This is a genomic window from Pseudaminobacter soli (ex Zhang et al. 2022) (assembly GCF_014595955.1).
GTDB lineage: Bacteria > Pseudomonadota > Alphaproteobacteria > Rhizobiales > Rhizobiaceae > Kumtagia > Kumtagia pseudosoli.
Genome location: NZ_JABVCF010000017.1, coordinates 1 through 20963, shown reverse-complemented (window position 1 = coordinate 20963; position 20963 = coordinate 1). Strand labels below are relative to the sequence as shown.

The 20963-nt window shown below is 60.5% G+C and carries 24 protein-coding genes and 1 riboswitch; of the genes, 13 read left to right on the top strand and 11 right to left on the bottom strand.

The annotated features are described in order from the left end of the window. Positions 1 to 6: 6 nt before the first annotated feature. From HUI96_RS24985 to HUI96_RS29150, 8 genes are all read right to left on the bottom strand, one after another. Positions 7 to 537, bottom strand: a complete 531-nt coding sequence (locus HUI96_RS24985) for a TlpA family protein disulfide reductase (protein ID WP_337918625.1) — start codon at positions 535 to 537, stop codon at positions 7 to 9. Next, positions 534 to 992, bottom strand: a complete 459-nt coding sequence (locus HUI96_RS24980) for a c-type cytochrome (protein WP_188257425.1) — start codon at positions 990 to 992, stop codon at positions 534 to 536. The genes HUI96_RS24985 and HUI96_RS24980 overlap by 4 nt, the downstream gene beginning before the upstream one ends. Then, positions 989 to 1126 (bottom strand): hypothetical protein, encoded by a 138-nt coding sequence (locus HUI96_RS24975; protein ID WP_188257536.1) that lies wholly within the window; start codon positions 1124 to 1126, stop codon positions 989 to 991. The genes HUI96_RS24980 and HUI96_RS24975 overlap by 4 nt, the downstream gene beginning before the upstream one ends. A gap of 34 nt (positions 1127 to 1160) precedes the next feature. Next, positions 1161 to 1601, bottom strand: a complete 441-nt coding sequence (locus HUI96_RS24970) for a DUF411 domain-containing protein (protein ID WP_188257424.1) — start codon at positions 1599 to 1601, stop codon at positions 1161 to 1163. Between the two features lie 27 nt (positions 1602 to 1628). Further along, the gene (locus HUI96_RS24965; protein ID WP_188257423.1) at positions 1629 to 3107 is read right to left on the bottom strand and encodes a multicopper oxidase family protein; all 1479 of its coding nucleotides are present in this window, start codon (positions 3105 to 3107) and stop codon (positions 1629 to 1631) included. Positions 3108 to 3200: 93 nt separating this feature from the next. Further along, entirely contained in the window at positions 3201 to 3533 is a 333-nt protein-coding gene (locus HUI96_RS24960) for a hypothetical protein (RefSeq protein WP_188257422.1), read from the bottom strand. Between the two features lie 89 nt (positions 3534 to 3622). Beyond that, complete coding sequence (locus HUI96_RS24955) at positions 3623 to 4711, bottom strand: HigA family addiction module antitoxin (protein WP_188257421.1); 1089 nt, start codon at positions 4709 to 4711, stop codon at positions 3623 to 3625. A gap of 121 nt (positions 4712 to 4832) precedes the next feature. Then, a complete protein-coding gene (locus tag HUI96_RS29150) occupies positions 4833 to 5045 on the bottom strand; it encodes a hypothetical protein (RefSeq protein ID WP_210320319.1) in 213 nt (70 codons plus the stop codon). A gap of 47 nt (positions 5046 to 5092) precedes the next feature. On the opposite strand from HUI96_RS29150, the gene HUI96_RS24945 reads away from it, so the two are divergent. Then, positions 5093 to 5347 carry a plastocyanin/azurin family copper-binding protein gene (locus HUI96_RS24945; RefSeq protein WP_188257420.1) on the top strand — a complete coding sequence of 85 codons (255 nt, stop codon included), beginning with the start codon at positions 5093 to 5095 and terminating at the stop codon, positions 5345 to 5347. 1321 nt (positions 5348 to 6668) lie between these two features. Continuing rightward, a complete protein-coding gene (locus tag HUI96_RS24940; protein WP_188257524.1) occupies positions 6669 to 7256 on the top strand; it encodes a hypothetical protein in 588 nt (195 codons plus the stop codon). Positions 7257 to 9172: 1916 nt separating this feature from the next. Here the strand turns inward: HUI96_RS24940 and HUI96_RS24935 are convergent. Next, positions 9173 to 9586 carry a MerR family transcriptional regulator gene (locus HUI96_RS24935; RefSeq protein WP_188257419.1) on the bottom strand — a complete coding sequence of 138 codons (414 nt, stop codon included), beginning with the start codon at positions 9584 to 9586 and terminating at the stop codon, positions 9173 to 9175. A 146-nt stretch (positions 9587 to 9732) separates the two neighbouring features. Between HUI96_RS24935 and HUI96_RS24930 the strand changes: the two genes are divergently transcribed. From HUI96_RS24930 to HUI96_RS29955, 3 genes are read left to right on the top strand one after another with little or no spacing between them, the layout of a single operon-like run. Continuing rightward, positions 9733 to 10248 carry a copper chaperone PCu(A)C gene (locus tag HUI96_RS24930; protein ID WP_337918624.1) on the top strand — a complete coding sequence of 172 codons (516 nt, stop codon included), beginning with the start codon at positions 9733 to 9735 and terminating at the stop codon, positions 10246 to 10248. A gap of 48 nt (positions 10249 to 10296) precedes the next feature. Beyond that, positions 10297 to 10578, top strand: coding sequence for a transglutaminase-like cysteine peptidase (locus HUI96_RS29960; protein WP_337918623.1), 282 nt, complete (start codon positions 10297 to 10299; stop codon positions 10576 to 10578). Further along, positions 10526 to 10816, top strand: coding sequence for a transglutaminase-like cysteine peptidase (locus HUI96_RS29955; protein ID WP_273033215.1), 291 nt, complete (start codon positions 10526 to 10528; stop codon positions 10814 to 10816). Before HUI96_RS29960 ends, HUI96_RS29955 begins: the two co-directional genes overlap by 53 nt. A 214-nt stretch (positions 10817 to 11030) precedes the next feature. Here the strand turns inward: HUI96_RS29955 and HUI96_RS24920 are convergent, their stop codons facing one another. Then, positions 11031 to 11213 carry a hypothetical protein gene (locus HUI96_RS24920; RefSeq protein WP_188257417.1) on the bottom strand — a complete coding sequence of 61 codons (183 nt, stop codon included), beginning with the start codon at positions 11211 to 11213 and terminating at the stop codon, positions 11031 to 11033. Positions 11214 to 11894: 681 nt separating this feature from the next. Here HUI96_RS24920 and HUI96_RS24915 point away from each other — a divergent pair. From HUI96_RS24915 to lnt, 7 genes are all read left to right on the top strand, one after another. After that, positions 11895 to 12548 carry a cytochrome c oxidase assembly protein gene (locus tag HUI96_RS24915; RefSeq protein WP_188257416.1) on the top strand — a complete coding sequence of 218 codons (654 nt, stop codon included), beginning with the start codon at positions 11895 to 11897 and terminating at the stop codon, positions 12546 to 12548. A 55-nt stretch (positions 12549 to 12603) separates the two neighbouring features. Further along, positions 12604 to 13062 carry a copper chaperone PCu(A)C gene (locus HUI96_RS24910; RefSeq protein ID WP_188257415.1) on the top strand — a complete coding sequence of 153 codons (459 nt, stop codon included), beginning with the start codon at positions 12604 to 12606 and terminating at the stop codon, positions 13060 to 13062. Between the two features lie 215 nt (positions 13063 to 13277). After that, positions 13278 to 14285, top strand: a complete 1008-nt coding sequence (locus HUI96_RS24905; protein ID WP_188257414.1) for a L,D-transpeptidase family protein — start codon at positions 13278 to 13280, stop codon at positions 14283 to 14285. 450 nt (positions 14286 to 14735) lie between these two features. Next, positions 14736 to 15470 carry a L,D-transpeptidase gene (locus tag HUI96_RS24900; RefSeq protein ID WP_337918622.1) on the top strand — a complete coding sequence of 245 codons (735 nt, stop codon included), beginning with the start codon at positions 14736 to 14738 and terminating at the stop codon, positions 15468 to 15470. 66 nt (positions 15471 to 15536) lie between these two features. Beyond that, positions 15537 to 16169 carry a DsbA family protein gene (locus HUI96_RS24895; RefSeq protein ID WP_188257413.1) on the top strand — a complete coding sequence of 211 codons (633 nt, stop codon included), beginning with the start codon at positions 15537 to 15539 and terminating at the stop codon, positions 16167 to 16169. A 180-nt stretch (positions 16170 to 16349) separates the two neighbouring features. Further along, positions 16350 to 17054 carry a peptidylprolyl isomerase gene (locus HUI96_RS24890; protein ID WP_237684362.1) on the top strand — a complete coding sequence of 235 codons (705 nt, stop codon included), beginning with the start codon at positions 16350 to 16352 and terminating at the stop codon, positions 17052 to 17054. Positions 17055 to 17489: 435 nt separating this feature from the next. Next, positions 17490 to 19046 (top strand): apolipoprotein N-acyltransferase, encoded by a 1557-nt coding sequence (gene lnt / locus HUI96_RS24885; RefSeq protein WP_210320318.1) that lies wholly within the window; start codon positions 17490 to 17492, stop codon positions 19044 to 19046. A gap of 15 nt (positions 19047 to 19061) precedes the next feature. On the opposite strand, the gene HUI96_RS24880 is transcribed toward lnt, so the two are convergent. After that, positions 19062 to 19631 carry a transglutaminase-like cysteine peptidase gene (locus HUI96_RS24880; RefSeq protein ID WP_337918621.1) on the bottom strand — a complete coding sequence of 190 codons (570 nt, stop codon included), beginning with the start codon at positions 19629 to 19631 and terminating at the stop codon, positions 19062 to 19064. On the opposite strand from HUI96_RS24880, the gene lspA reads away from it, so the two are divergent. Further along, entirely contained in the window at positions 19630 to 20364 is a 735-nt protein-coding gene (gene lspA, locus HUI96_RS24875) for a signal peptidase II (protein ID WP_337918620.1), read from the top strand. The two genes, HUI96_RS24880 and lspA, sit on opposite strands and share 2 nt — an antisense overlap. Positions 20365 to 20837: 473 nt before the next feature. Continuing rightward, positions 20838 to 20963, top strand: a riboswitch (cobalamin riboswitch). This riboswitch is flagged as partial in the annotation.

The following is a 20963-nucleotide window of genomic DNA, read 5'->3' as shown; positions in this document are numbered from 1 at the left end:
GGCTCTTCATTCCTTTTTTTGATGGCGTTCGATGATCGCTTCCAAGAAGGCGACCATCTGCGGCGTGTCCCACTCGGCCGGTCCGGCAAGCCGCGCGAGTTCGTTTCCATCCGGACCGATCAGGAGCGTGGCTGGCAAGCCGAACAGTCCCAGAGAACGGATGGCGGTTCCGTCCTTGTCGACGAGGACTGGCAGGCCGACAGCGATCTCGTCGAAGAACTTCCGGACCACGCTTGGCCCGGCTCGGTCCACTGAAAGGGCGACGACCTCGAAGCGATCGCCGCCGAGCCGCTCCTGGAGGCGTTCAAGCGTGGGCATCTCCACCCGGCAAGGCGCGCACCAGGTCGCCCAGACGTTGAGCAGCACCACCTTGCCGCGCCAGTCCTCAAGGGCCCGGGGTTCGCCATGCTCATCGGTGAATGCCAGTTCGGGAACGGGCTGCGGCTCCTCGTGCAGAGCCATCGCCGCCGGGTCCTCGGCCCACGCGCCCGTGGTCGCGAGGACGGCAAATACCAGCGCCGACAGGATCGCCTTCACTGCGTCTTTTCCTTCTCGCGGCGGCTCATCTCCGCCTGATAGGCGCGCTCTCGCTCCGGCCACGTGCTCTTGATGAAGGCGAGGACGGCGCGGATCTCCTCGTCTGCCAGCTTGCTCCCGAATTCCGGCATGTCGCTCTCGTATCCGTTGCCCACCACGGCAGCGGGACCCTGCTTGGTGATCCGGAACAACACCCCGTCCGGGTGGTGCCAGGTGTGCCCGGAAGCATCGTGCGGCGGGGCGGGCATGCGTCCCGAGGGCAGCGGCCTCTTCCAGTCCGGCTGGCCTTCGAGGCTGGCTCCGTGGCATGAGGCGCAGTTCGCACCATAGAGCTGCCGCCCCTGTGCGATCGCCGCGGCTTCGCCCCGGATTGCTCCGAACGGCAAGGTCAGGGCGAGGGCGGCAGCTCCGGAGAGCGCCGCCACGATGCCGAGGACAATGACCTGTCTGCTCATTTGCGGTCGCCGAAGAACAGGTACTTCACCAAGGCCGCGGCCGCGAGAACAAGCACGGCCAGAAGCAGGAGCCAGACCAGCCCCATGCCCAGCATCATGCCGCCCATGCCGTCCATCATTCCGCCGCCCATCATCTTCGGCTCCTTCCGATGTTGGGTTCGCGCGGTGCTATTCCCGCGCGTAGACCCTGCCGACGGCGCCGGATTTCGTGATCTCCAGCATCTCGAACGGTGCTTCCTTGGTCCCGCTCATGCCGGGCGAGCCCATGGGCATGCCCGGCAGCGTCACGCCCTTGATGTCAGGGCGCTCAGTCAGGAGCTTTTTGACGGTCCCGACGGGCACATGGCCGCTGACCACGTAGCCGTCGATGAAGGAGAGATGGCAGCCCTGGAACTCGTCCGGGATGCCAGCCTCGCGGCTCATCTCGGCCAGATCGTGCGTGGGCTTGGTGGTGACGGTAAAGCCGTTCTCCCGCAAGTAGTCGGCATAGCCTTCACAGCAGCCGCACTGCGGGTTCTTGTAGAGGGTGACGTCCTTCTCTCCTGCGAGCGCCGGGACAGCAGCCCAGACGGAGGAAGCGAGGGCGACGGCAGTCAGGATGGTTCGCATTTCGGTTCTCCTTGCGGCGGGAAGTGATCAGGCGACGCGGAAGACGCCCATCATCCCGGCGGCTTGGTGTTCGAGGACGTGGCAGTGGAGCATCCAGTCGCCGGGGTTGTCGGCGACGAAGGCGATCTCGACGCGCTCGCGTGGCGACATCAGCACCGTGTCCTGCCACTCGCGGTGGCGCGTCGGCTTGCCGTCCCGGGAGATCACCCGGAACGAATGACCGTGCAGGTGGATCGGGTGATGCCAGGCCGTCGCGTTGGTCATCGCGATGACGTGGCTCTTGTCCCGCGCCAGCGTCAGCATCGGGTCCATGATGTGCCCCTCGGCGGCGACCCCGTTGATGAACCAGATGCCGCCGGAATGCATCATGTTCATCATGCCGCCCATGCTGCCCATCATCCCGCCCATCGCGCCCGAGGAACCATCCCCCATGCTGCCGCCCATCTCCTGCATGACCATGGCTCCCATCATGCCGCCGTTGAAGGTGACCTCGTGGCGGGCAGCCGACGCGAGGTCCGGCTCCGGCAGCGGGTTCGGCGGCAAAGCGACAGGCCAGTCGGGAACCGTGTCCCGGAGCGGTTGATCGTCATAGGCGAGATCGACCAGGCGATATTCGAGGTCCTTGTAGAAGCGGTCGATCACCGAAACCCGGCTCCCGGCATCAGCCGCCATATCCAGGATGATGTCCGCGCGCATCGCGGGTCCGAGCACCACCAGCCCGCCCTCCGGGGCGTGCGGCTCGACGGCCTGACCGTCCAGCGCGATGACGACGGGTGCGTGGCTTCCGAAATCGAGGCCGGATATGCGGGCGTTGGCGGCGTTGATCAGCCGGAGGCGGATTCGCTCGCCCTTCCGCACAGCGAAGACATCCGGCACGCGGCCGTTGATCGTCACCGTGTTGCCGACCCGGCCGTTGTGCATCATGTCGTGGCGGCTGCCGAAGTCATCCCGCATCTCGGCCGTCTTGGTCAGCCGCCAGTCTGACAGAACCCAGGTCACGTCGCGGTCGACCCGGACCGGATCGACTTCCTCGACGATCAGCGGGCCGTAGAGGCCCCGGCCGACCTGCTCGAAGCTGCGCTGGTGCGGGTGGTACCAGAAGGTGCCCGCATCGACGGCGTCGAACTCGTAGGTGAAGGTCTCGCCGGGCGCGACCGGCGCCTGCGTGAGGTGCGGCACGCCGTCCATCGCGTTCGGCACGCGCACGCCGTGCCAGTGCACGGTCGTTTCCTCTCCGAGCGCGTTCTCGACCGCGATCCGCAGGCGCTCTCCCTTTCGGACGCGGATTTCCGGACCTGGCAGCTTGCCGTCGTAGCACCAGACGGCGGTGTCGCCATATGGCTCGGGCGCGATCTGCGCGCGGCCGTGTTTCGCGCGGAGCCGGAACTCCCGAATGCCTGCGGCGCGGGCACTGGATTGCAGTGGAAGCATCGCGCCCGCCGAGAGGGCGGCGGCGGATGCAATGAAGGCGCGACGCGTCAGCGTCGGCACGCGGAAATCGGACATGGATCAACCATCCTGGAATAGCCTCATGTGACGCAAACCTAGCCGGGCGCGTCGACGGGTCGGCTGCGAGCGGATGCCGCTGCGGCCGTCAGCTCAGAGGATCGTTCGGGGAGGGTGGGGATCAGGCGGGCCCGCATGGCCGCCATGTGGTCCTGCGGTACGGGCCGCCACGACATTCGTAACATTCGGAAGATCGGTGCCAGCCGGCGGGCAGATCGCGGCAAGCGTGGTCACGCAGAACTGGTCGCATGCCGATGCTTGGCCGTCATCGCCGGGACAGTCCTGGCAGTCTGCCATTCCGCCGTCGTCCATGGTCGCCATGGACATCTTCAGGGACATGTCGGTGGCAGCCGCCACGTGCGCAACCGACCCTGCGGCGTAGGCCGCAAGGAGGACGACTGCGAGGATGCGGACGAGCCTGCTCATCGGGCTGACAGTAGTCCTGCCTCCTCACAGTGTCCATATATTCGGATGTATATGCGACTCTGCGGAGCTTCTCTTGGATCAGGAGACCTTCAATTGCTCCATTCGAAGCGCTGCTTCAGGCAGTTCAGTCGCGTGTTGAATGGAAGAATTCGTTCGTGCTGCAGGCGGCCTACGACGATGCCCGGGGCAATTCCGCATTCTTCGGAAAACTTCCGGATCGACCCTTCATCGAAACGTCGCCGGACGGCGAAGGACTTCCAGACATGCTTCGGGATCAAGCTCGAGGCGGCGAATTCGTTCGCCTCGGCCTCCTTGGGATCGTCTGCGGCGGCCTTGTCCTCATCGATGAACATCCCCTTCTTGCCATGGAGGAGGATGTGGCCGGCCTCGTGGAAGAAGGTGAACCAGAAGTGGTCGTCAGACTTGTGCCTCAGGCTCAGCTGCAGGAGTGGTCGGTCGCCCACCCACCGTGCCGCGCCGCTCAGCTTCGTGCCCGCCAGTTCCGGGGCCAGGACGAGCGCAACGCCGGCATCGGCGCAGATCTGGCCCAGCGTGGACTGGATTTCCTCCGGACCCGACATGGTCAGTCGGCGGGCCTCTTTGAGGCATGCCCTGAATTTCACCGGATCGTAGGTTCTGCAGTCCATGCCCTCGGCGATGCGCTCTCCCCACTGCAGCCAGGCCATCACCGCCTGCGGATGGCCCACGAATGAGGGTGAGCGGCGGTAGGCGACCGCGCCCTGTCGCGCTGCGACCATCTCGTTGAACGACTCCACCGATGCACAGCGGAAGAACGCCAGTATGTTCCGCACGGTCTCTGCAGGACTGCCTGGCTTGTCCAGGAGGCCATGCTGGACCATGTCTTTCACCGGGAAGGCCTTGGCCCATGCGACCTGCCGCGCGAACCGCCGTTCCTCTTCCTGCTCGGCGAGCCTCAGCCGATAGTTGCTTTCAAGGTTCACCCAGACCTGCGGCTCCATGTTCAGGACACGGCCAAACTGGAGCGCGGTCTCCTCGGTAACGGGTGCTTTGCCCGCAATCACCTCGCTGACGAATTTCGGCGAACGGCCGCAGCGTTCTGCAAAGGCCTGCTTGGGGATGCCCCGTTCCTCGAGGATTTCGTCCAGGATGGCGCCCGGCGAGACAATGTAGTCGGGTTTCTTCGTCGCGGTGGCCATCAGTGGTAATCCCCTACGTAGACGATCGTCACCTTGGTGACTTTCTTCAGGTCGACTCCCCCGCTCTCCAGTTCCGGGGTCGGGTCGTGGTTCGGGACCAGGCAAATACAGACGCCGTTCTTCACGGCCACTGACCACTGGCCCTTGCGGTCCCCGCCCAGAAGGTGACGGCGATGAGGCGCCCTGCCGGGACATCCGCCAGCGACGGCGCCGCTTCAAGGAAGGCATAGCGCCTCTCGAATGCCTCGCTGACGGCGCTTCCGAACTCCCTGACCAACGCCCTGCTGGTCAGACAGACCTTCTCGAGCTTCGTGGTCGCAAAGTCAATATCCACCCGAAAACCCTTAACCAATTAGGTAAAGCAAAAGCAGCCTAGGTCAAGTGCGACAAGCCGCCGGCGAAATCACCGTGACCTTCGATGTGGAAGGGATCTACGGCTACAAATGCGCGCCCCATTTCGGCATGGGCATGGTCGGCGTAATCCAGGTCGGTGAAAGCACTGCAAATCTCGATGCGGCCGAAACCGCGAAACTGCCCGGCAAAGCCAAGACCCGCATGGCCGAATTGATTAGCCAGGTCGGCGGCGCGGGAAGAGCCGAGGGAGCGGGCAGCGGTTCCACATGGCCCGCTGACTAGACGGACACCGAATACTCATTCCGAGAGACAGGGCCTTTCGCCCATGTTGCCAGATGGTCAGCGACTGTGAGGCCGCTGACCTACAAGCACCGAGGATTGCGATGAACAGAACCGAACGAGATGGCTCCTGAGAGCAGACCGGGGATGGGATCGGCCGCTCGGAACTGAGGAGGATACCGCGCGGGAGGTTCTGAGCAACGCTGGCTCCACAATCGGTCTGGATCGCCACGCAGGTTTTTCAGGTTCATGGCGTCGATGTTGCCGGAGCAGTCGTCGTTCGTGGGAAGCTTCAGCGATGACGTTGTTGTTTTTCCGAAGGTTTGCCATCATGCCTGATCGGCATCTAAGCTAAGTCCGCGCGACAGGGCACCACTGGCTCGGGTTCTGGCGGGATTCGGCCTTGAGGACGCCTGGGTACCTTCGGATTTAGGCTGATGACGAGCGGGTCCGTCGCTGCATGGTGCCGCAGACATCGAAGGGTTGTCGACCTGCCTGCTCTTGATCTTCCAGAGCATGCCCTCGCCGTCGATGTTGTCCGGCGGCCGGAACCTCTATTCTTTCGACAACACGCGCATCGCACCTTTCAACCCCGTAAGCCTCATTCATCGCATCCTCCCTTCGGCCAGCACGCTAATCCCTCTGGCAGCTAAAGAGGCAAGTGCATTTTTCCCTTGCACCGCGAAGTCGTCTTAGGACGAACCCTTTCCGCGGCGGTCCTGCGCGGTACCCTGCGTCACGGTTAACGATCCACTGTTCTGGCTAGCGGTGAAAAGTTTGCCGGGGGGAGTTCGCGCTTCGGGGATCAAAAATCGCGCGCGGCGCCCAAGCTTTCCGCGCAGCGATTCGTTCAGGTTCCATTGCAGAGCCGCTGCAGTTGGGAAAATGAGATGCGGTCGAGAAGTGTCAGGGCCTGGAAGAACACAAGCGGCTTGCTTTCGGCGCGCGATCGATCAGTCTGCGTTCGGTCGCAGAGAAATTATCAGCCCACTGGCGGCTACTGCGGCTTCACGATAACGTGCCTGCCGACAACATGTTCGTCGGTGAACGGCGTTCTTATTCTACGCGATCTAGGTGGCTCCTCTTTCCTTGCCGAACAGAGGTGCCACGTAGAGTGTAAGAAACTACTCGATAACTTTCCTTCGCGGTTGAGGTTGCTCATTCGTGGCAGGGACCTAACTGGTCTAAGGCAGGTCGTAAATTAGGACGTCATAGAGCTCTACAACCGCAGCCCGCTCGGGACGCCGGTGCTGGTCATTTGACATGGTTATCACCGCTGCGAGACGTTGATTTGGGTCTGCACTGTTTGGAGCGTGAAATGGGGATGAAGTCCGTAAGTTGCCGTCTTGCTGTTCTCGCCATAATAACGGTCGCGGCTGGTTGCCAGTCGGATGACACGTCACCTGGCCCCCGCTTCGTGTCTGACACTCGAGGTGCCGCTGTCGCCGAGTCGCAGCGCGGCAACAGGTATTTTATCGAGTTTCGCTCCCGATACGCTCTCAGCTATGGCCACACGTACGTCATTTTTGGGCGCACGAACCAGGGGGGAGCGATGATCAATCCCCAAGTCGCCGGCCTCGCCCCGGCGTCGCACAGCGCCACTCCTTACGTCCTGGGGCATTTCATACCAGTGCCGGCCGAGACGGGGTGGAGCGATGGTGACCTCGAAGAGGCCTACCGCTCGGCGAGCTGGCGGGTAATGTTGAGCGAACCCGAATACCGAGAAGTCGTGGCTTACATAACAAGGCTGCAGGCGAGTTCGCCGGTCTGGAACGCAACGTTCTACAATTGCAATGCGTTCGTGGGGAAGATTGCGCGTTCGATGGGGTACAAGGCTCCATCCCACTGGCTGCGGCCGCAACAGTACATAACGCAGCTTCGGGAGATGAACACCAGGGCGAATGCGAACTAGGGAACTAGTACCGTTTCACAGTGGTTCTCACTCTTGGAATGTTTTGTCCCGCAGTTCCTCGATTATAGAGCGAATCCACGTTTGAGGCGCTCTCCCGGACGCCTGCGGAAAGTAACGAAGCAGAAGCTCATGCAACAAGGTCATAGTCACGGGATCGACCTCCATCTCAGCAGCGTCGGCGTAGAATTATCTATGAACCGTTCCGCACAGCGTCTTCGGCCCCCCACGGGCCGAGACCACAATGACTCCGCTCTCCTCGACGGTGCTCTCGACAAGAGATCCGGCCGGGATCAAGGATAACAACGCAAGAATGCTCTCCATGATGCTGATTTCCCTCAGGAAACAGCGCCACGCCGTCATGGGGAAATCATCAAATGTGGGTCAGACCCACTTCTGCACGCCGAAACACACCTAGCGACGTTCCCACAGCACGGTCTGAGAAGGGTCAGATTCGCGGGCTGGGAAAACCGTTCCCGTGATGACTGCGCGGGCCTCTACTATGGATTTCTGGATTGCGCCGCATCTCGGCCATAGGGCAAGCTTTGCCGTTGCCCGGAAGCAGACGTCTCCGGCGTCCACGCTTTCGCCCAGGGACACCTTGCTAAGGACGGCGTATTTTGAAACCAGATACGGGGAGTCGAACAGTTGTTTGACCCTAGCGCACAATTATTCTAAGCGGAGCCGACATTGCGCCCATGTCACCTGGAATGGAGAAACACCTTCAGGTGGAGCGAAAGGTCCGCTGACCCTCGACGACATACGGCACACAGAATACGAGGACAGCCAGAGGGTCGTCCTCGACTACCTTGTGGCGGCGGGAACTGCTTGACGTTCCTGTATCGACGATCGCCGCGGCGCCGGCATGGAATCAACGAGGCGCCGATGAAAGACGGACGGGGCCATGACTACTATCCGCAGATCGACCGTACTGGATGCAGACGCCGCCCGGGTCTGGACCGAGGTAAACAAGCCCCGCCTGCTCTTCGAGGTGGCCTGGCCCTTGGTCCGCTTCGTCCTCATGGATCCGGTTCCGATTGGCGCCCCTTGGAAGCCAGCCAAGCATCGCGTCCGCATGCTCCTTTTTGGCTTTGTGCCCATCGGTGAGCAGGTCATCGGCATTGAACGGCCCCCGGCCGTCGACGGAATCAGGTCCCTGCGTGACAATGGAAGCAGCCGTCTGATGAGACGATGGGACCACCTGATTTCCGTGCACGAACTCGCCGATGGAAAGACGCGTTACACGGACTGTGTCGAAATCGATGCAGGGCGGCTTACGTTTTTCGTCTCGTGCTTTGCCCAACTCTTCTATTGGCATCGACAGCGTCGGCTACGTCGGTTGGCGAAGCGGGGTTTCGTTTATCCCGCCGGCTGAGGTCGACGGCGAAGATTTGGCCCTAGTACGGCAGCGATCAAGGTGGCGACCGAAAGGGGCACTGCCGCCAACATCGAGATGTTTGCAGGCGAGAAGGAACACGGCCGCGACGGTTGTTCCCGCCGCTTCCGGGCCGGAAAACCGGCCCGGCCCGTTGGTGTTCGGTTCGCCGTAGATGATAGCTGGCGGGGCTTCGATTTTCGGGATTACTGTCGAAGTCGGTGGGACATGACACAGGCGGAAGCGATGGCGAATGCGGCCGCTCGACGACTTATGAGGAGGATCCATTCTGAAGCCCACAGGCTCAAACCGCAGGACAGTCCGCTGGCCGCCTGGCGGCCGAGGGATTGTCTGCCCCGGAGATTGCCAAGCACGCAGCGCACCGCGGTCGAAGGCGGCCACATTGCAGCTGACGCTGAAGCGCGGGCGCTCCAACCCGCGAAGGTCCCAGTTCGGTGGCGCGAGCGTGTGCCAAATTTGATATCGCACCACTTCGCGATGTGTGTCGTTTACCTGTTTAGGACGTCTCGTCCCGCTGCGTCAGTTAGTGTTCACTTGCGCACATATTGTGATTCGCTAGAGATTGCAGGACGTAGCAGTCCCTTACATGATCAACTTGGCAGCGGGTCGTTATGCGCTCAAGCTCCTTTTCGAGAGGCATGAGCTTTGCGATCTTGTCACGCACGATCTGGAGCTGTCGGATAGCGATTTCATCTGCGTCCACGCATGGGCGTTCCGGATGCGCGCTTAGTTCCAGTAGCTCCCGAATGGCCTCAATTGGGAACCCCAGATCGCGCGCGTGCTTGATAAAGGACAGACGATCCCGAGCTTGAGGTTCGTACCGCCGCTGGTTTCCTCCAGACCTTTCGGCAGGGGCTATCAACCGCATCTGCTCGTAGTACCGGATCGTCGGAATTTTGACGCCCGTGACGCGTGACAACTCTCCGATCGTCAACATATCTTCCTCCAGCTACGATGTTTTATGACTCACCATTTCCGCGTGCAAACGCGTGCAATTGCCGCATTGTCCGGGAGAGTTGATTCATAGGTATGCCGAGATCGTGCTGGACCAAGAAGTTGACATTAGAGAGAAGGCAAAAGCTCGTGAACAGAGCACTTCTGACGACTATGGCTCTCGCCGGATTTTTTGCAGCCACACCGTTGGAAGCATCCGACGGCCCGCTCGATCATGCCAACCCGCCAAAATTTCTGACGGTCGAGCACGCGGAAATCCTGGTGCCAGGCCGTGACGATGCCATCGCCGAGGGCTACCTGACGATCTGGAATGGGACCAATCAGCAGGTGAGCCTGGCCTCGATTCGAAGCGACGCGTTCGGCAGGATTTCCGTCGTGCGCAGCGCATTCGGTTCGGGTCCATCCGCCGCAATGCCAGTGGAGGGAATTCTTCCTGTACCTGGGCATGCCGAATTGACAATGCGTGCTAGTGGCGTTCGCCTCCTGCTGGAAGAACCGTTATCGCGGCTCGACGGACTGGCCGACAGCCGTCTTACGCTGGTCTTTGAAGGCGGCCAGGAGCTGAAGGTTACCGCTGACATCATTCGATCCCGCGACCAGCTGACGATACATCACCATGGCCTCGGAGACACTGGCATCAACTGATTGTTGGCCGCGGACCGCTTTTCGACGCCGCCGGCCAGCGTCCGCAACATGCTCACCTGCGGACCCACCAGCATGCCGGTGGGATACCATGACTATCGTCGTCGCTACAGCAAACGGTGCGACCGGGGGCCGGACGGCATCATGATCAGGCATACCGAGCGACGCTGGCGGGAAATCGTGTCCGTCAACGCCGAGGTGAACACCGCGATTGCGCCGTTGACCGACATGCAGATTTTCGGCGTCGAGGAGCGGTGGGAGGTTGGCGACTGCGGAGACTATGCACTGCGCAAGAGGACGCGATGGGATATCGGCTGGGCGCGCTACTGCTGACGGTGCTCGGAATGCCAAGGGCGGTGGACACGCTGTCCTGACAGTCGTCACTGATCTGGGTGACTTCATTCTAGACAACCGCGAGCAGAAGGTGCTCCTTTGGAAGGACACGGATCTCAAGCGTCAGTCGCAGGAGGACTTGAATCGTTGGGTTAGCCTAGTGGATGAAAAAGAGATTCTGATCTCGTCTGGCAAGATCCAGGCACCCACTGCAGCTGCAGCGAGGGTGAGAAGGTAAACGGCAGTTCCTCCGTAGAGCATCTCCATGGAATTGTGTCCAAGCCCAACACAGACCAACCAGAACAAGGTGGATAGAGTCAGATAGGCTGCCGCTCCGACGGCGAAAAAGGATCCAAGGCGCAACATCATGGAAGGAGTGGGCCCTAGTGGTTCAGGTGCGACCCACTCTTACATTGCCCCTGCGGATTGGCCAAGCGTTGCTGGTTCTACGTCTATCTGGTGCTGACTGACGCCGCGGACGCATTTGTCTCGCCACGGATGTGGTTGAAGCTGACCAGATAAACTGTGACGACAAAGGCGGTCAGAAGCGCAAGGATGATCCGATTCGTTCGCCTCCTGCGCCGGGCGAGCGCGCTGGTCTGGTCGGCGGTGAGGCGCTGGAGTGCTTCGGTCATGATGTGCCTTGATCCTTCTCCGTAGGAAATCCGTCGCCCTCATATGTAGCCGATCAATGCATGATAGCCGCTGTGTTTCTTTGACGCTTGCGCTTGCGCCGCTAGCGCGAGACCGGCGCGGTGGAAGCGCGCAAGCAGGGCCAGCCGTCGCGTTCGAAGCTCCTTCATTCTTGGCCTGATCGACGCGGAGCCAGACCTCACGCTTGCCGAGATCGGCGAGCGCCTTGCCAGCGAGCGTGGCGTGGGCGCGGTGACGTCGACGATCTGGTTGTCCTCGACCGGCGTGGCATCACGTTCAAAAAAAAGACGGCGCACGCCGCCGAGCAGCAGCGCCCCGAAGTCCTGAGCCGCCGCAGAGCCTGGTTCTCGAAGGCCAGCGCGATCTCGGTCCCGGGAAGCTGACCTTCATCGATGAGACCGCAGCATCGACAAAGATGGCGCGGTGGCGCGGACGCAGCCGGCGCGGCGAGCGGTGTCGGGCGGCCGTCCCTCACGATCATTGGAAGATCACCACCTTCACGGCTGCCCTGCGGTTGAACGGCTTGGCAGCACCAAGTGAGCTGAGCGGTAGCACACAAGCTGACGAGTGCGTCAACACGGCGCGCGCCTTGGTGTCGCGTTGCTCATGGCGCATCTCAGGCAGCAGGTAGGAAACTGTTGGTCCGACTGGAGGGCATTCGGATGAGAAGACGACAAGGCAAGATGTGGTCGCTAGCGGCCAGCGCAGGAATTCTTTCGGTCATGACTGCACTGGTGGCGTATTCGCCAGCGCTCTATCGCATGTTTTGCGATCTTACCGGCTATGGCGGCACTGTTCAGCGATCGGCAGAGGTCGTGAAACGGGGCCCGTCTCCAAGCAATGAGAGCATAAAGGTGTTTTTTGACGCCAATGTCGCACCTGGATTGCCCTGGGAGTTTCGGCCGGAACAAAGGAGTGTCGAGACCAAATTTGGAGAGCCCACCAAGGTATATTACTATGCCAAGAACATTTCGAACGAGACGGTCGTCGCACGGGCGACGTTTAATGTCACGCCGTATCAAACCGCGCCATTTTTCTTTAAGATAGAATGCTTCTGCTTTACTGAGGAGAAGCTTGGTCCGGGTGAAAGCGCGCGTATGCCGTTGGTTCTGTATCTCGATGAGCAGATGCTGAAAGACGAAGACGCCAAGCCGTTTCGTGAGGTAACGCTCTCCTATACCTTCTTCAAACAAAAGAACCTCGCTGCCGAGCAGATCGACGCCGCACGTGATCTTGCAAAAGGGTCGGACGATACGGACGCTCGACTGACTGGTTCGTCGACCGTCGAATTCGACAACGATGCCCCGAGAAGATGACATGGTAGGCAATAGGTTTCATTTTGACGAAGTACGGTCAGGCCGGACGGGGCTGATGACTGACCGATGGCCTTCCATCCTTCTGGTTGCCATGGTGTGTCTGTTCCTGCCGCTCGCCACCATCGGCGAAGCGTCAGCTCACAGCTACAAGCTGGGGTCCATCGCGATAGGTCACGTCTGGGCCCCGGTCCCGCCAGAGGGAGTGGACGGGTTGCCTGTATACGGCGCTATCCTCAATCAAGGGGCCGACACAGTATCGCTGGTCGACGCTGAATCGCCGGTCGCCGGCGAAGTACGTTTCCGCCTCAAGGTTGGCGACAAAGAGACCTGGCCTCTGAGCATCAGTCTCGTTCCCAACAAGCCACTCGGGCTTGCCGAATGGCGTGAACACATCTGGGTTACTGGCCTGAAGACATCGCCCGCGGCCGGCGACACGTTCGAACTTGTGCTCGACTTCGGCGACAAGGGAAAGGTGACCACCATGGTCATAGTCGAGGATGAAGCCGGCCATTGACCGCGACGAAGAGAACATGATCGGTATACGGGGCACCGATGGCTGGAACTTTTAAAGCATGGTCTCTTCTTTGGCAGCCTTGCTACCTGGGTGGGCGAGCTAGGTGCGGTTGATTGCCGCTCGCGGGCTTATGGGCGGAAACATCATTTTAACTATGGTGGGCGGACAATGCGAGGGGCCGCCGCGTATGGTTGTGGCCGATACGAATGGCTTTGATGATGGTGACGGCTTTAAGAATGGGCTGCTTTGCTGCACTTGCGCTCCTCCTGAGCGCATGCGTGTCGAGCGTTCTTGAGGTCGACGGGAAGGCGACGCAGCCGATCCCTGCCGCACTCGTGGCGAAAATGTCGGGCAAGTCGATGACGCCTTCGGCGCCCATCCTCGTCAGGATCTTCAAACAGGAAAGCGAACTGGAGATCTGGAAGCGCGACCGTAGCGGCAAGTTCGCCTTGCTCAACACCTACCCAATGTGTCGGTGGTCGGGAAAACTTGGACCTAAGAAAGAAAATGGGGATCGGCAGGCGCCCGAGGGCTTCTACCATGTCTCCGCGGGGATGCTGAATCCCACTTCCCAATTCTACTTATCTTTCAATCTCGGCTATCCGAACAAGCTTGAAGCGGCTCTCGGCTATACCGGGGAAGCGCTGATGGTGCACGGAGCGTGCTCGTCTTCCGGATGCTACGCGCTTACCGACGAAGGTGTTGCTGAGATCTATGCGGTCGCACGCGAGGCCCTGAAAGGCGGTCAGGCCTCATTCCAAGTCCAGGCGTTTCCGTTCCGGATGACCCCTCAAAACATGGCGAAGAACCGGAACGACCCGAACTTTGCCTTCTGGTCCGACCTCAAGCAGGGCTATGACATCTTCGAGGTCACGCGGAGGCAACCGAAGGTTTCCTATTGCGAGGGACGCTATGTCTTCGACAGGGAGTTCGAAGGCGGCGAGCCACGAAATGTACTAGCAGCATGTCCGCCGGCGTTGAACGCGCCTGACCCCCAGGTCGCCGCCAGAACGGAGTCCGATCGGCTCGCCATGGAAGGTCTTTTTGCCGCCGGCGGCGTGCTTTCGGCCCACGCCTACGCCGATGGCGGCATGCATCCGAGTTTCCGCAAGCTGCTCGAACGCAATGGCCAGTCGGCACTGGCGAAACGGACCTCCTTGACATCGGTGCCGATCAGTCGTCCCGATGCGGCCTTGGCCGACCCTCACTCGCCGAGCGAATGACGCGATGGCCAGGACGCTGCTTGCTCTTCTCATGCTTTGCTTGCTCAGTCTGCATGCCGTGGTCTCGTCGGTCGAAGCCGGCGAGGAGCCGGCCAGGATCGCCTCACTTTTTGCGGATTTTGCATCAGATAGCGACGACGGGACCGCGCCGATTTCGTCCAACGCGGCGGCGAAGTGCCATGACAGTTGTAGTTGGCTCGCCGAATGGAATGTACCCGTCATCCGTGAAGCGCATTGTTCGCCACCGGAAGGGCATATTCGCGCCATCCCTCCTGGGCTCATTTCATTAGTCGTCCCCCCGCCCCGATAGCGTCACAAGACGAGAACGATCGATTGTCGCTCCGATCGGGAGACATGCCCGACATGATGCGCTGAACAGGTCGTTCCTCGCGCTCCGGAGCGCTTGCCATGCAAGCGCCGGATCCAAATGACCCTATTGCGAGCCTAACAGTGACCCTAAGAGACGGACGAACATATTTCTCCCGGCGACAACTCCTGAGCCTGAGCGCGGCGGCCGCCAGCGGGCTGGTTTTGCCTGCCTGCGCGACGACCGGCGGCCCGCCTGTGGTGCCGGCACCAGACGCGCCTGCCGCCGAGCCATCTGGCGGTAAGACCCGACGTTGGTCCACAATGTACGGGGCGATGCCGGAAGAGGATTTCTCGATCCCGGCGGTCGACCTGACCAAGGTCGATGAGCGCTTCTATAGGCAACTCGTAGATGATCCAACCGGTGAGCGCCCCGGCACTATCGTTGTCGATACCAGATCCTACTATCTCTATCTCGTCCGTCCCGGCGGCAAGGCGATGCGGTATGGTGTCGGCCTCGGCCGCCAAGGCTTCGCGTGGTCGGGAGAAGGCGTGATTCAGTGGAAGCAGCGGTGGCCGAAATGGACCCCGCCGGCAGAGATGATCGCGCGTCAACCTAAACTTGCAAAGTACAGTGCGGAGAACGGCGGCCAGGCGCCCGGGCTCGACAATCCGCTTGGGGCGAGAGCGCTCTACATCTTCCAGAATAGACAAGACACGCTCTACCGCCTGCACGGCACGCCGGAATACTGGACCATTGGTAAGGCGGTCTCCAGCGGCTGCGTTCGATTGATGAACCAGGACATCATCGATCTCTACGATCGCGTCGCAACCCCGACGCCAATCGTCGTTAGAAGCGGCACTCGAGCATTTGCATAGCGAAAGTCTCTTGCCTCTCAAGCGGCTAGAGCTTGCACAACCTCGTCCTCACGAAAGGAGCTCGAGATGAAACGTCGCAATTTGATTTTAGGCATCGCTGCCACGGGCATGGTTGCAAGCTATCCTGGCCTGCTGTCCGCACAGCCGACGCCCGAGGCGCTGCTGGCGCCGGGCCCACTTCCCGAGAAGAGTTTCGGGCCTGACGATGCACCGGTCACGATCATCGAATACGCCTCGCTGACCTGCCCCCATTGCCGCACCTTTCATGTCAACGTGTGGCCGGAGCTCAAGAAGAAGTATGTCGACACCGGTCAGGTCCGGTTCATCATGCGAGAGTTCCCCTTCGATCCTCGGGCCGCGGCCGGCTTCATGCTGGCGCGGTGCGTAGGCGACGACAAATGGTACCCCACCATCGATCTGCTCTATCGAACCCAGGACAAATGGGCACGGGTGGCTGACGGTACGGGTGCGCTCAGGTCGGTCATGGGCATGACCGGAATGAGCACTGCGGACTTCGAAAAGTGCCTTGAGGACCAGAAGCTGCTCGAGCAGGTCACGGCCGTTGCGGATGCGGGCAGGTCCTTCGGCGTCGATTCCACGCCCACATTCTTCATCAATGGGGAGATGCAGAAGGGTGCTCCCAGCATTGAGCGCTTCGGCGCGATCATCGATCCGCTGGTCGCTGCCGCCAAGCAGTAGGAAGGTTTCATGACCAGCAGGACCAAATGTCGGGGATGGAAGAACCGGCTTCTCATCGGCACGACAATCTTCTCGCTATCGTGGTCTCTCGGGCCGGTCGCCCGAGCACAGGACGCCGACGTTGTCGGCCGCGTCAACGGCCAGGAGATAACCGCGGACGATCTCGCTACTGCCGAGCAGATGTATTCGCAGCAGCTCGGCCAGATGCCCGAAGATGCGAAGCGCTCCGTGCTCGTCGATGCCTTGATCGAGCTCAAGATCGTGGCCGACGCAGCGCGTGCGGCAAACGTGGCCGAACAAGACGCCTACAAACGGCAATTGGCGTTCTTTGAGGCTCAAACGCTGCGCTCCCTGTTTCTGGAACAACGCGTCGCTGCGGCCGTAACGGATGCGGCTGTCAGGGCCGCATACGCCGAACAGGCGGCGAAGATCCCGCCGGTTCTGGAACGTCGCCTTCGGCACATACTGCTTCGCAGTGAGAGCGATGCTCTCGAAGTCATCTCGGCGCTAAAAGCTGGTCGGGCTTTCGCGGAGCTCGCAGAAGAACGTTCCGTCGATGAGCTCTCCAAGCAAAATGGCGGCGATCTCGGCTTCATCGCCGAAGGGCAGATCATGCCCGAAATCGACGCCGTCGCCGCTAAGCTACAGCCAGGTGAATTCACCCAGACGCCGGTTGCAACAGCCTTTGGCTTCCATGTCGTTTGGCTCGAGGCGACGCGCAACCGGCCAGCCCCGCCTTTCGATGCCGTAGCACCACAGATCCGGCAAGCCCTCGCAGCTTCGGAGGAAAGACGGATTATTTCGGAACTGCGGGCCGCCGCGAAGGTGGAGAAGCTTATTGCGGACGTAACCCCTCCCGAGGCGGAGGATGGCCATGAACACTGACTGCGGGAACGCCGCCTGCGCTTTGGCCTTGTGATGATAGGTCCGATCAAGGTACCGGTGCTTTTTAGGGATCTCAGGCTGCCAGGGCTTGGACTTACGTTCGCTTTCGGCTGGATGCCTTTGCAGAGGTCCGATCTCGGTTCCCTTCCTGCCCTTACGGCGGTATCGGCCGGCAGTCGTGCAATTCTCCTCGCGGCCTACAGCTTAGGGCTTGGGATTTCCCTTTCTCGTTGTTGCTATCGCATTCCGCGCTATCGCTGCTGGTTTCAAGCGCGTCCGATATGCCGGCCACGTTCTCAATAGTCTCGCCGGCGGCATCATGATCGCTATGGTCATACTGATGACGGGGCGCCTCACGCTTATCGGCTTTTGGCGGCTCAAGCGCTTTCCTGGGCTTGGTTACGTCGGCTGGGGCCGGTGCGGAGCGGCCCAGACATGAACCGGATTGGCTTGATTTCGAATATCGGGTCTTTCATAAGACTTCGTCATCAATTCGTACTTTCTGTAGCGATTGGTGGGCTGAGCGGGTTGGGATTCGCTCCCTATTTCGCCTTTCCAGTCGCATATTTTGGCGTTTGCGCGCAGGCGTTTCTGATACGCCATAGTCCGAATGTCTGGGCAGCGTTCGTGGTCGGCTGGGCCTTTGGCTTCGGCCAGTTTATCGTCGGCCTGAGCTGGATAAACGAGAGCTTTGCCGTCGAGGCCGAAAGATTTGGCGTGCTGGCCTGGCCAGCGGTGGCCACGCTTTCCGCATTTCTGGCTATGTTTCCGGCGCTCGCTGCAATGGCCACGCGTTATCTCGGCGGACCAGGCCCGGCAGCACTCGTCATCTTTCCGGCTGCATGGTGCATGGCGGAGATGGGCCGCGGTGCAGTACTTACAGGATTTCCCTGGAATCTGATAGGATACATCTGGGGATTCAGCGATGAAGTCCTTCAGACTACCTCCGCAGTGGGGATCTATGGTCTCGGGCTCCTCACCGTTCTCTTGGCGACTATGCCAATCCTGATCATCGAGAGATTCCGGTTCGGCAGTTTGTCGACTGTGCTCGTTCTCATCCTGGCGCCGGTGATCGGCTTCGTCGTTCTATGGGCGGGCGGCGCATTGCGTCTGGCTGCCGCTGACGCCCCTGCCAACGGCCAACGGTTACGTCTCGTCCAGCCGAACATTCCTCAGAACCAGAAATGGGAGCCGAACCAAGCAAACGGAATCCTCGACAAGCTCCTTGCTCTCAGCACGTCAGGTGGGGGCGATCGGCCTCGCTACGTGGTCTGGCCCGAAACGGCGTATCCTCTCCTCTTTGAACTCGGCCGCAACATGCCTGCTGCGCTCGTGGCCAGCGTGCCACCCGGCGGCCTGCTTCTCTTCGGAGCCGTCCGGGAAGCCCCTGAGCGTCGCTCTAAGGATGCAGCCTTGTTGAACAGCCTTCTGGTGATAAACGACCGGGGACAGCTCGTCGCGGATTATGACAAGGTGCGACTGGTGCCGTTCGGGGAGTTCACTCCGTTCAAAAATGTTCTCGGCGCCATGAAGATGACCGTAGGAGACATAGACTATATTCCGGGTAACAGCAGTGCGCCAGTTTCATTTGACGGGCTACCAGCCGCGCGGGTCTTGATCTGCTACGAGGCAATTTTCCCACGCGCTCGCGAGGGCGACGAACGGTGGATCCTGAACATCACAAATGACGCTTGGTTCGGCTTGTCCGCCGGGCCTTACCAGCACTTTCTTGCGGCAAAAGTCCGTGCGATCGAGGCTGGATTGCCGCTCCTTCGTGCGGCCAACAGTGGTGTCAGTGCGATTGTCGACAGTTATGGTCGAGTGGACGGCATGCTTCCTCTGAACGTCAGCGGTGTGATCGATGGTCGGTTGCCCGCACCAGCACCCGCCGGGACTCTGTTCGGCCGGTTTGGACACGTCCCGGTGTTGGTGGTCGCAGCGCTGCTCGTCACCGCTGGCACGTTCGGCCGACGACGACCACCAACGAGCTGAAGCATTGCTCCGGGCTTAGTGAACAGAGCCGACCAGCGGCGCATCACCGTCTCGGATCGACACCCATCGCCCGGTATGATCGATCGCTTGTCGCTTCAGATAGATATATCCGGTCTCGTCCCAATTCAAAACTGCGTCCGTGAGGTTGTCGAGAATGACGTCTCCGACGTCGGTTCGAACGGTCAGGACCGCATGTCCCTCGCCGGTTTGACGTCGTAATACGGTGAGCAGGAGATTCGACGCCGGGATGCCGGCTCCAAGCAAAACTCGGCGTTTCGCCAGGGCATAGTCCTCGCAATCGCCTGCATCGACCGGATAGGTCCAGAATTCCTCTTTTCCGTACACCGCTAGGTCGGTTTTCGACTGGATGGCTTTATTCACAGACACGGTGAGTTTCGCCAGCCGTTCAAGAAACTCCTTCGACATAGTTGTCGGCGTCACGTCGCGGGAGCGTATCGAGCACTCCGAAGCATTGCGCTTGCAGAACTCATAGTGCCCGATCGGTTGAGATGTCAGACTTCCTGTGACCATCGCGGATGGATGGGTCCATGCATCGCTGGCCCAAAACGACCAGACAGCCATCATGCACATGGCTGCTATCGACTTCCGCACGGTCACTGCGCAACCCCCGTCCGATTTTAATCTATGTCACCAAATTGCTAACGGCTCTTGCGGTTCGCGTCCATTGCGGATGGGCCACGAGTTCGTGAGATGTCGCCGCACCACACGCGAGTTTCCACAGGAAACTGCAGGCTGCCGATTGAAGCTCAAGCAGCTAGAGCGGCGAAGCTGTCTCCCTCCATCCCGGCAGAGGCTGACAATGAAGCGATACCGAAATGTCTCCCGAGGTCTCTTGGGCCTCGCTTGCGTAGTTTCTTCGTTCCTGATTGATCAACTGTCGAAATTTGCGATCGTCGAGATCATCTCGAGGTCGGAGAAAGACATATATGTAACAAGTTTTCTAAACATTACTTTATCATACAATCGCGGTATTAGTTTCGGCCTCCTGTCAAGTCATTTCGAAGACTCTTCTCTTGTCCTATCCGTGATCACATCAGGTATAACGTGCATTCTGTTGATATGGATGCCCTATGCGAAGGACCGCACCGATGCAATGGCCTTCGGATTGATGGCTGGAGGTGCCAGTGGGAACATCTACGATCGAATGCAGCAAGGAGCGGTTACCGACTTCATTGATCTTCATTTAGGCACTTGGCATTGGCCCACTTTTAACACTGCAGATATCGCGATCGTCACCGGAGCCGTCTTCTTAGCGATCAGCTCACTACGGTCGGCTCCGATCGCATCGACCAAATAGTGCTGACTTGACGGGAGCCGATTCGGATGCCCCATCGCCACGGGAAATGGGCTGGTCAGGCGTGCACCTGTGGCTTGAGCGTGGACGCGGACAGGCGGTGAGAGTGTGATCGATATTGTCGTGGCGAACCGATGGCCCCCGGGTCGGGATTTTGCCTGCGGGGCAAGGCCATCGCTTCCGGCATCCGCTACGGCGAGGAGGCCGCGCTTGGCATTGCTGGAGGTCTGTGCCTCGCGGATGCCGGGGAGAACCCCAGTCCCGGTCGGCCAACACCGTGCCCCCCCCCGAATCCCGTTGCTTCACGGGCTTCGTGACCCACCAAGCGGACACCAAAAGGCGGCTTGGGGATTTCGCCAACGAACTACACAGCGAACTGGATGTGCGGGACGGCCGGCTCTGCTGAAGCGGACGCGTTTACCCAAGGCGATTGCCCGAGGCCTGGACCGATGCGGCTTGATCCGGTCGGCGCATTTGGCTACGAAGCCCGCGTCGGTTTCCGCAAGGAAGTAACAGGGAATTCGCCGCGGCTTGCCGCGAACCGAAACTGCCCCCGCAACTGTAGGCGGCCAGTCCCTCTCGAACATGCCACTGGGCTGCAC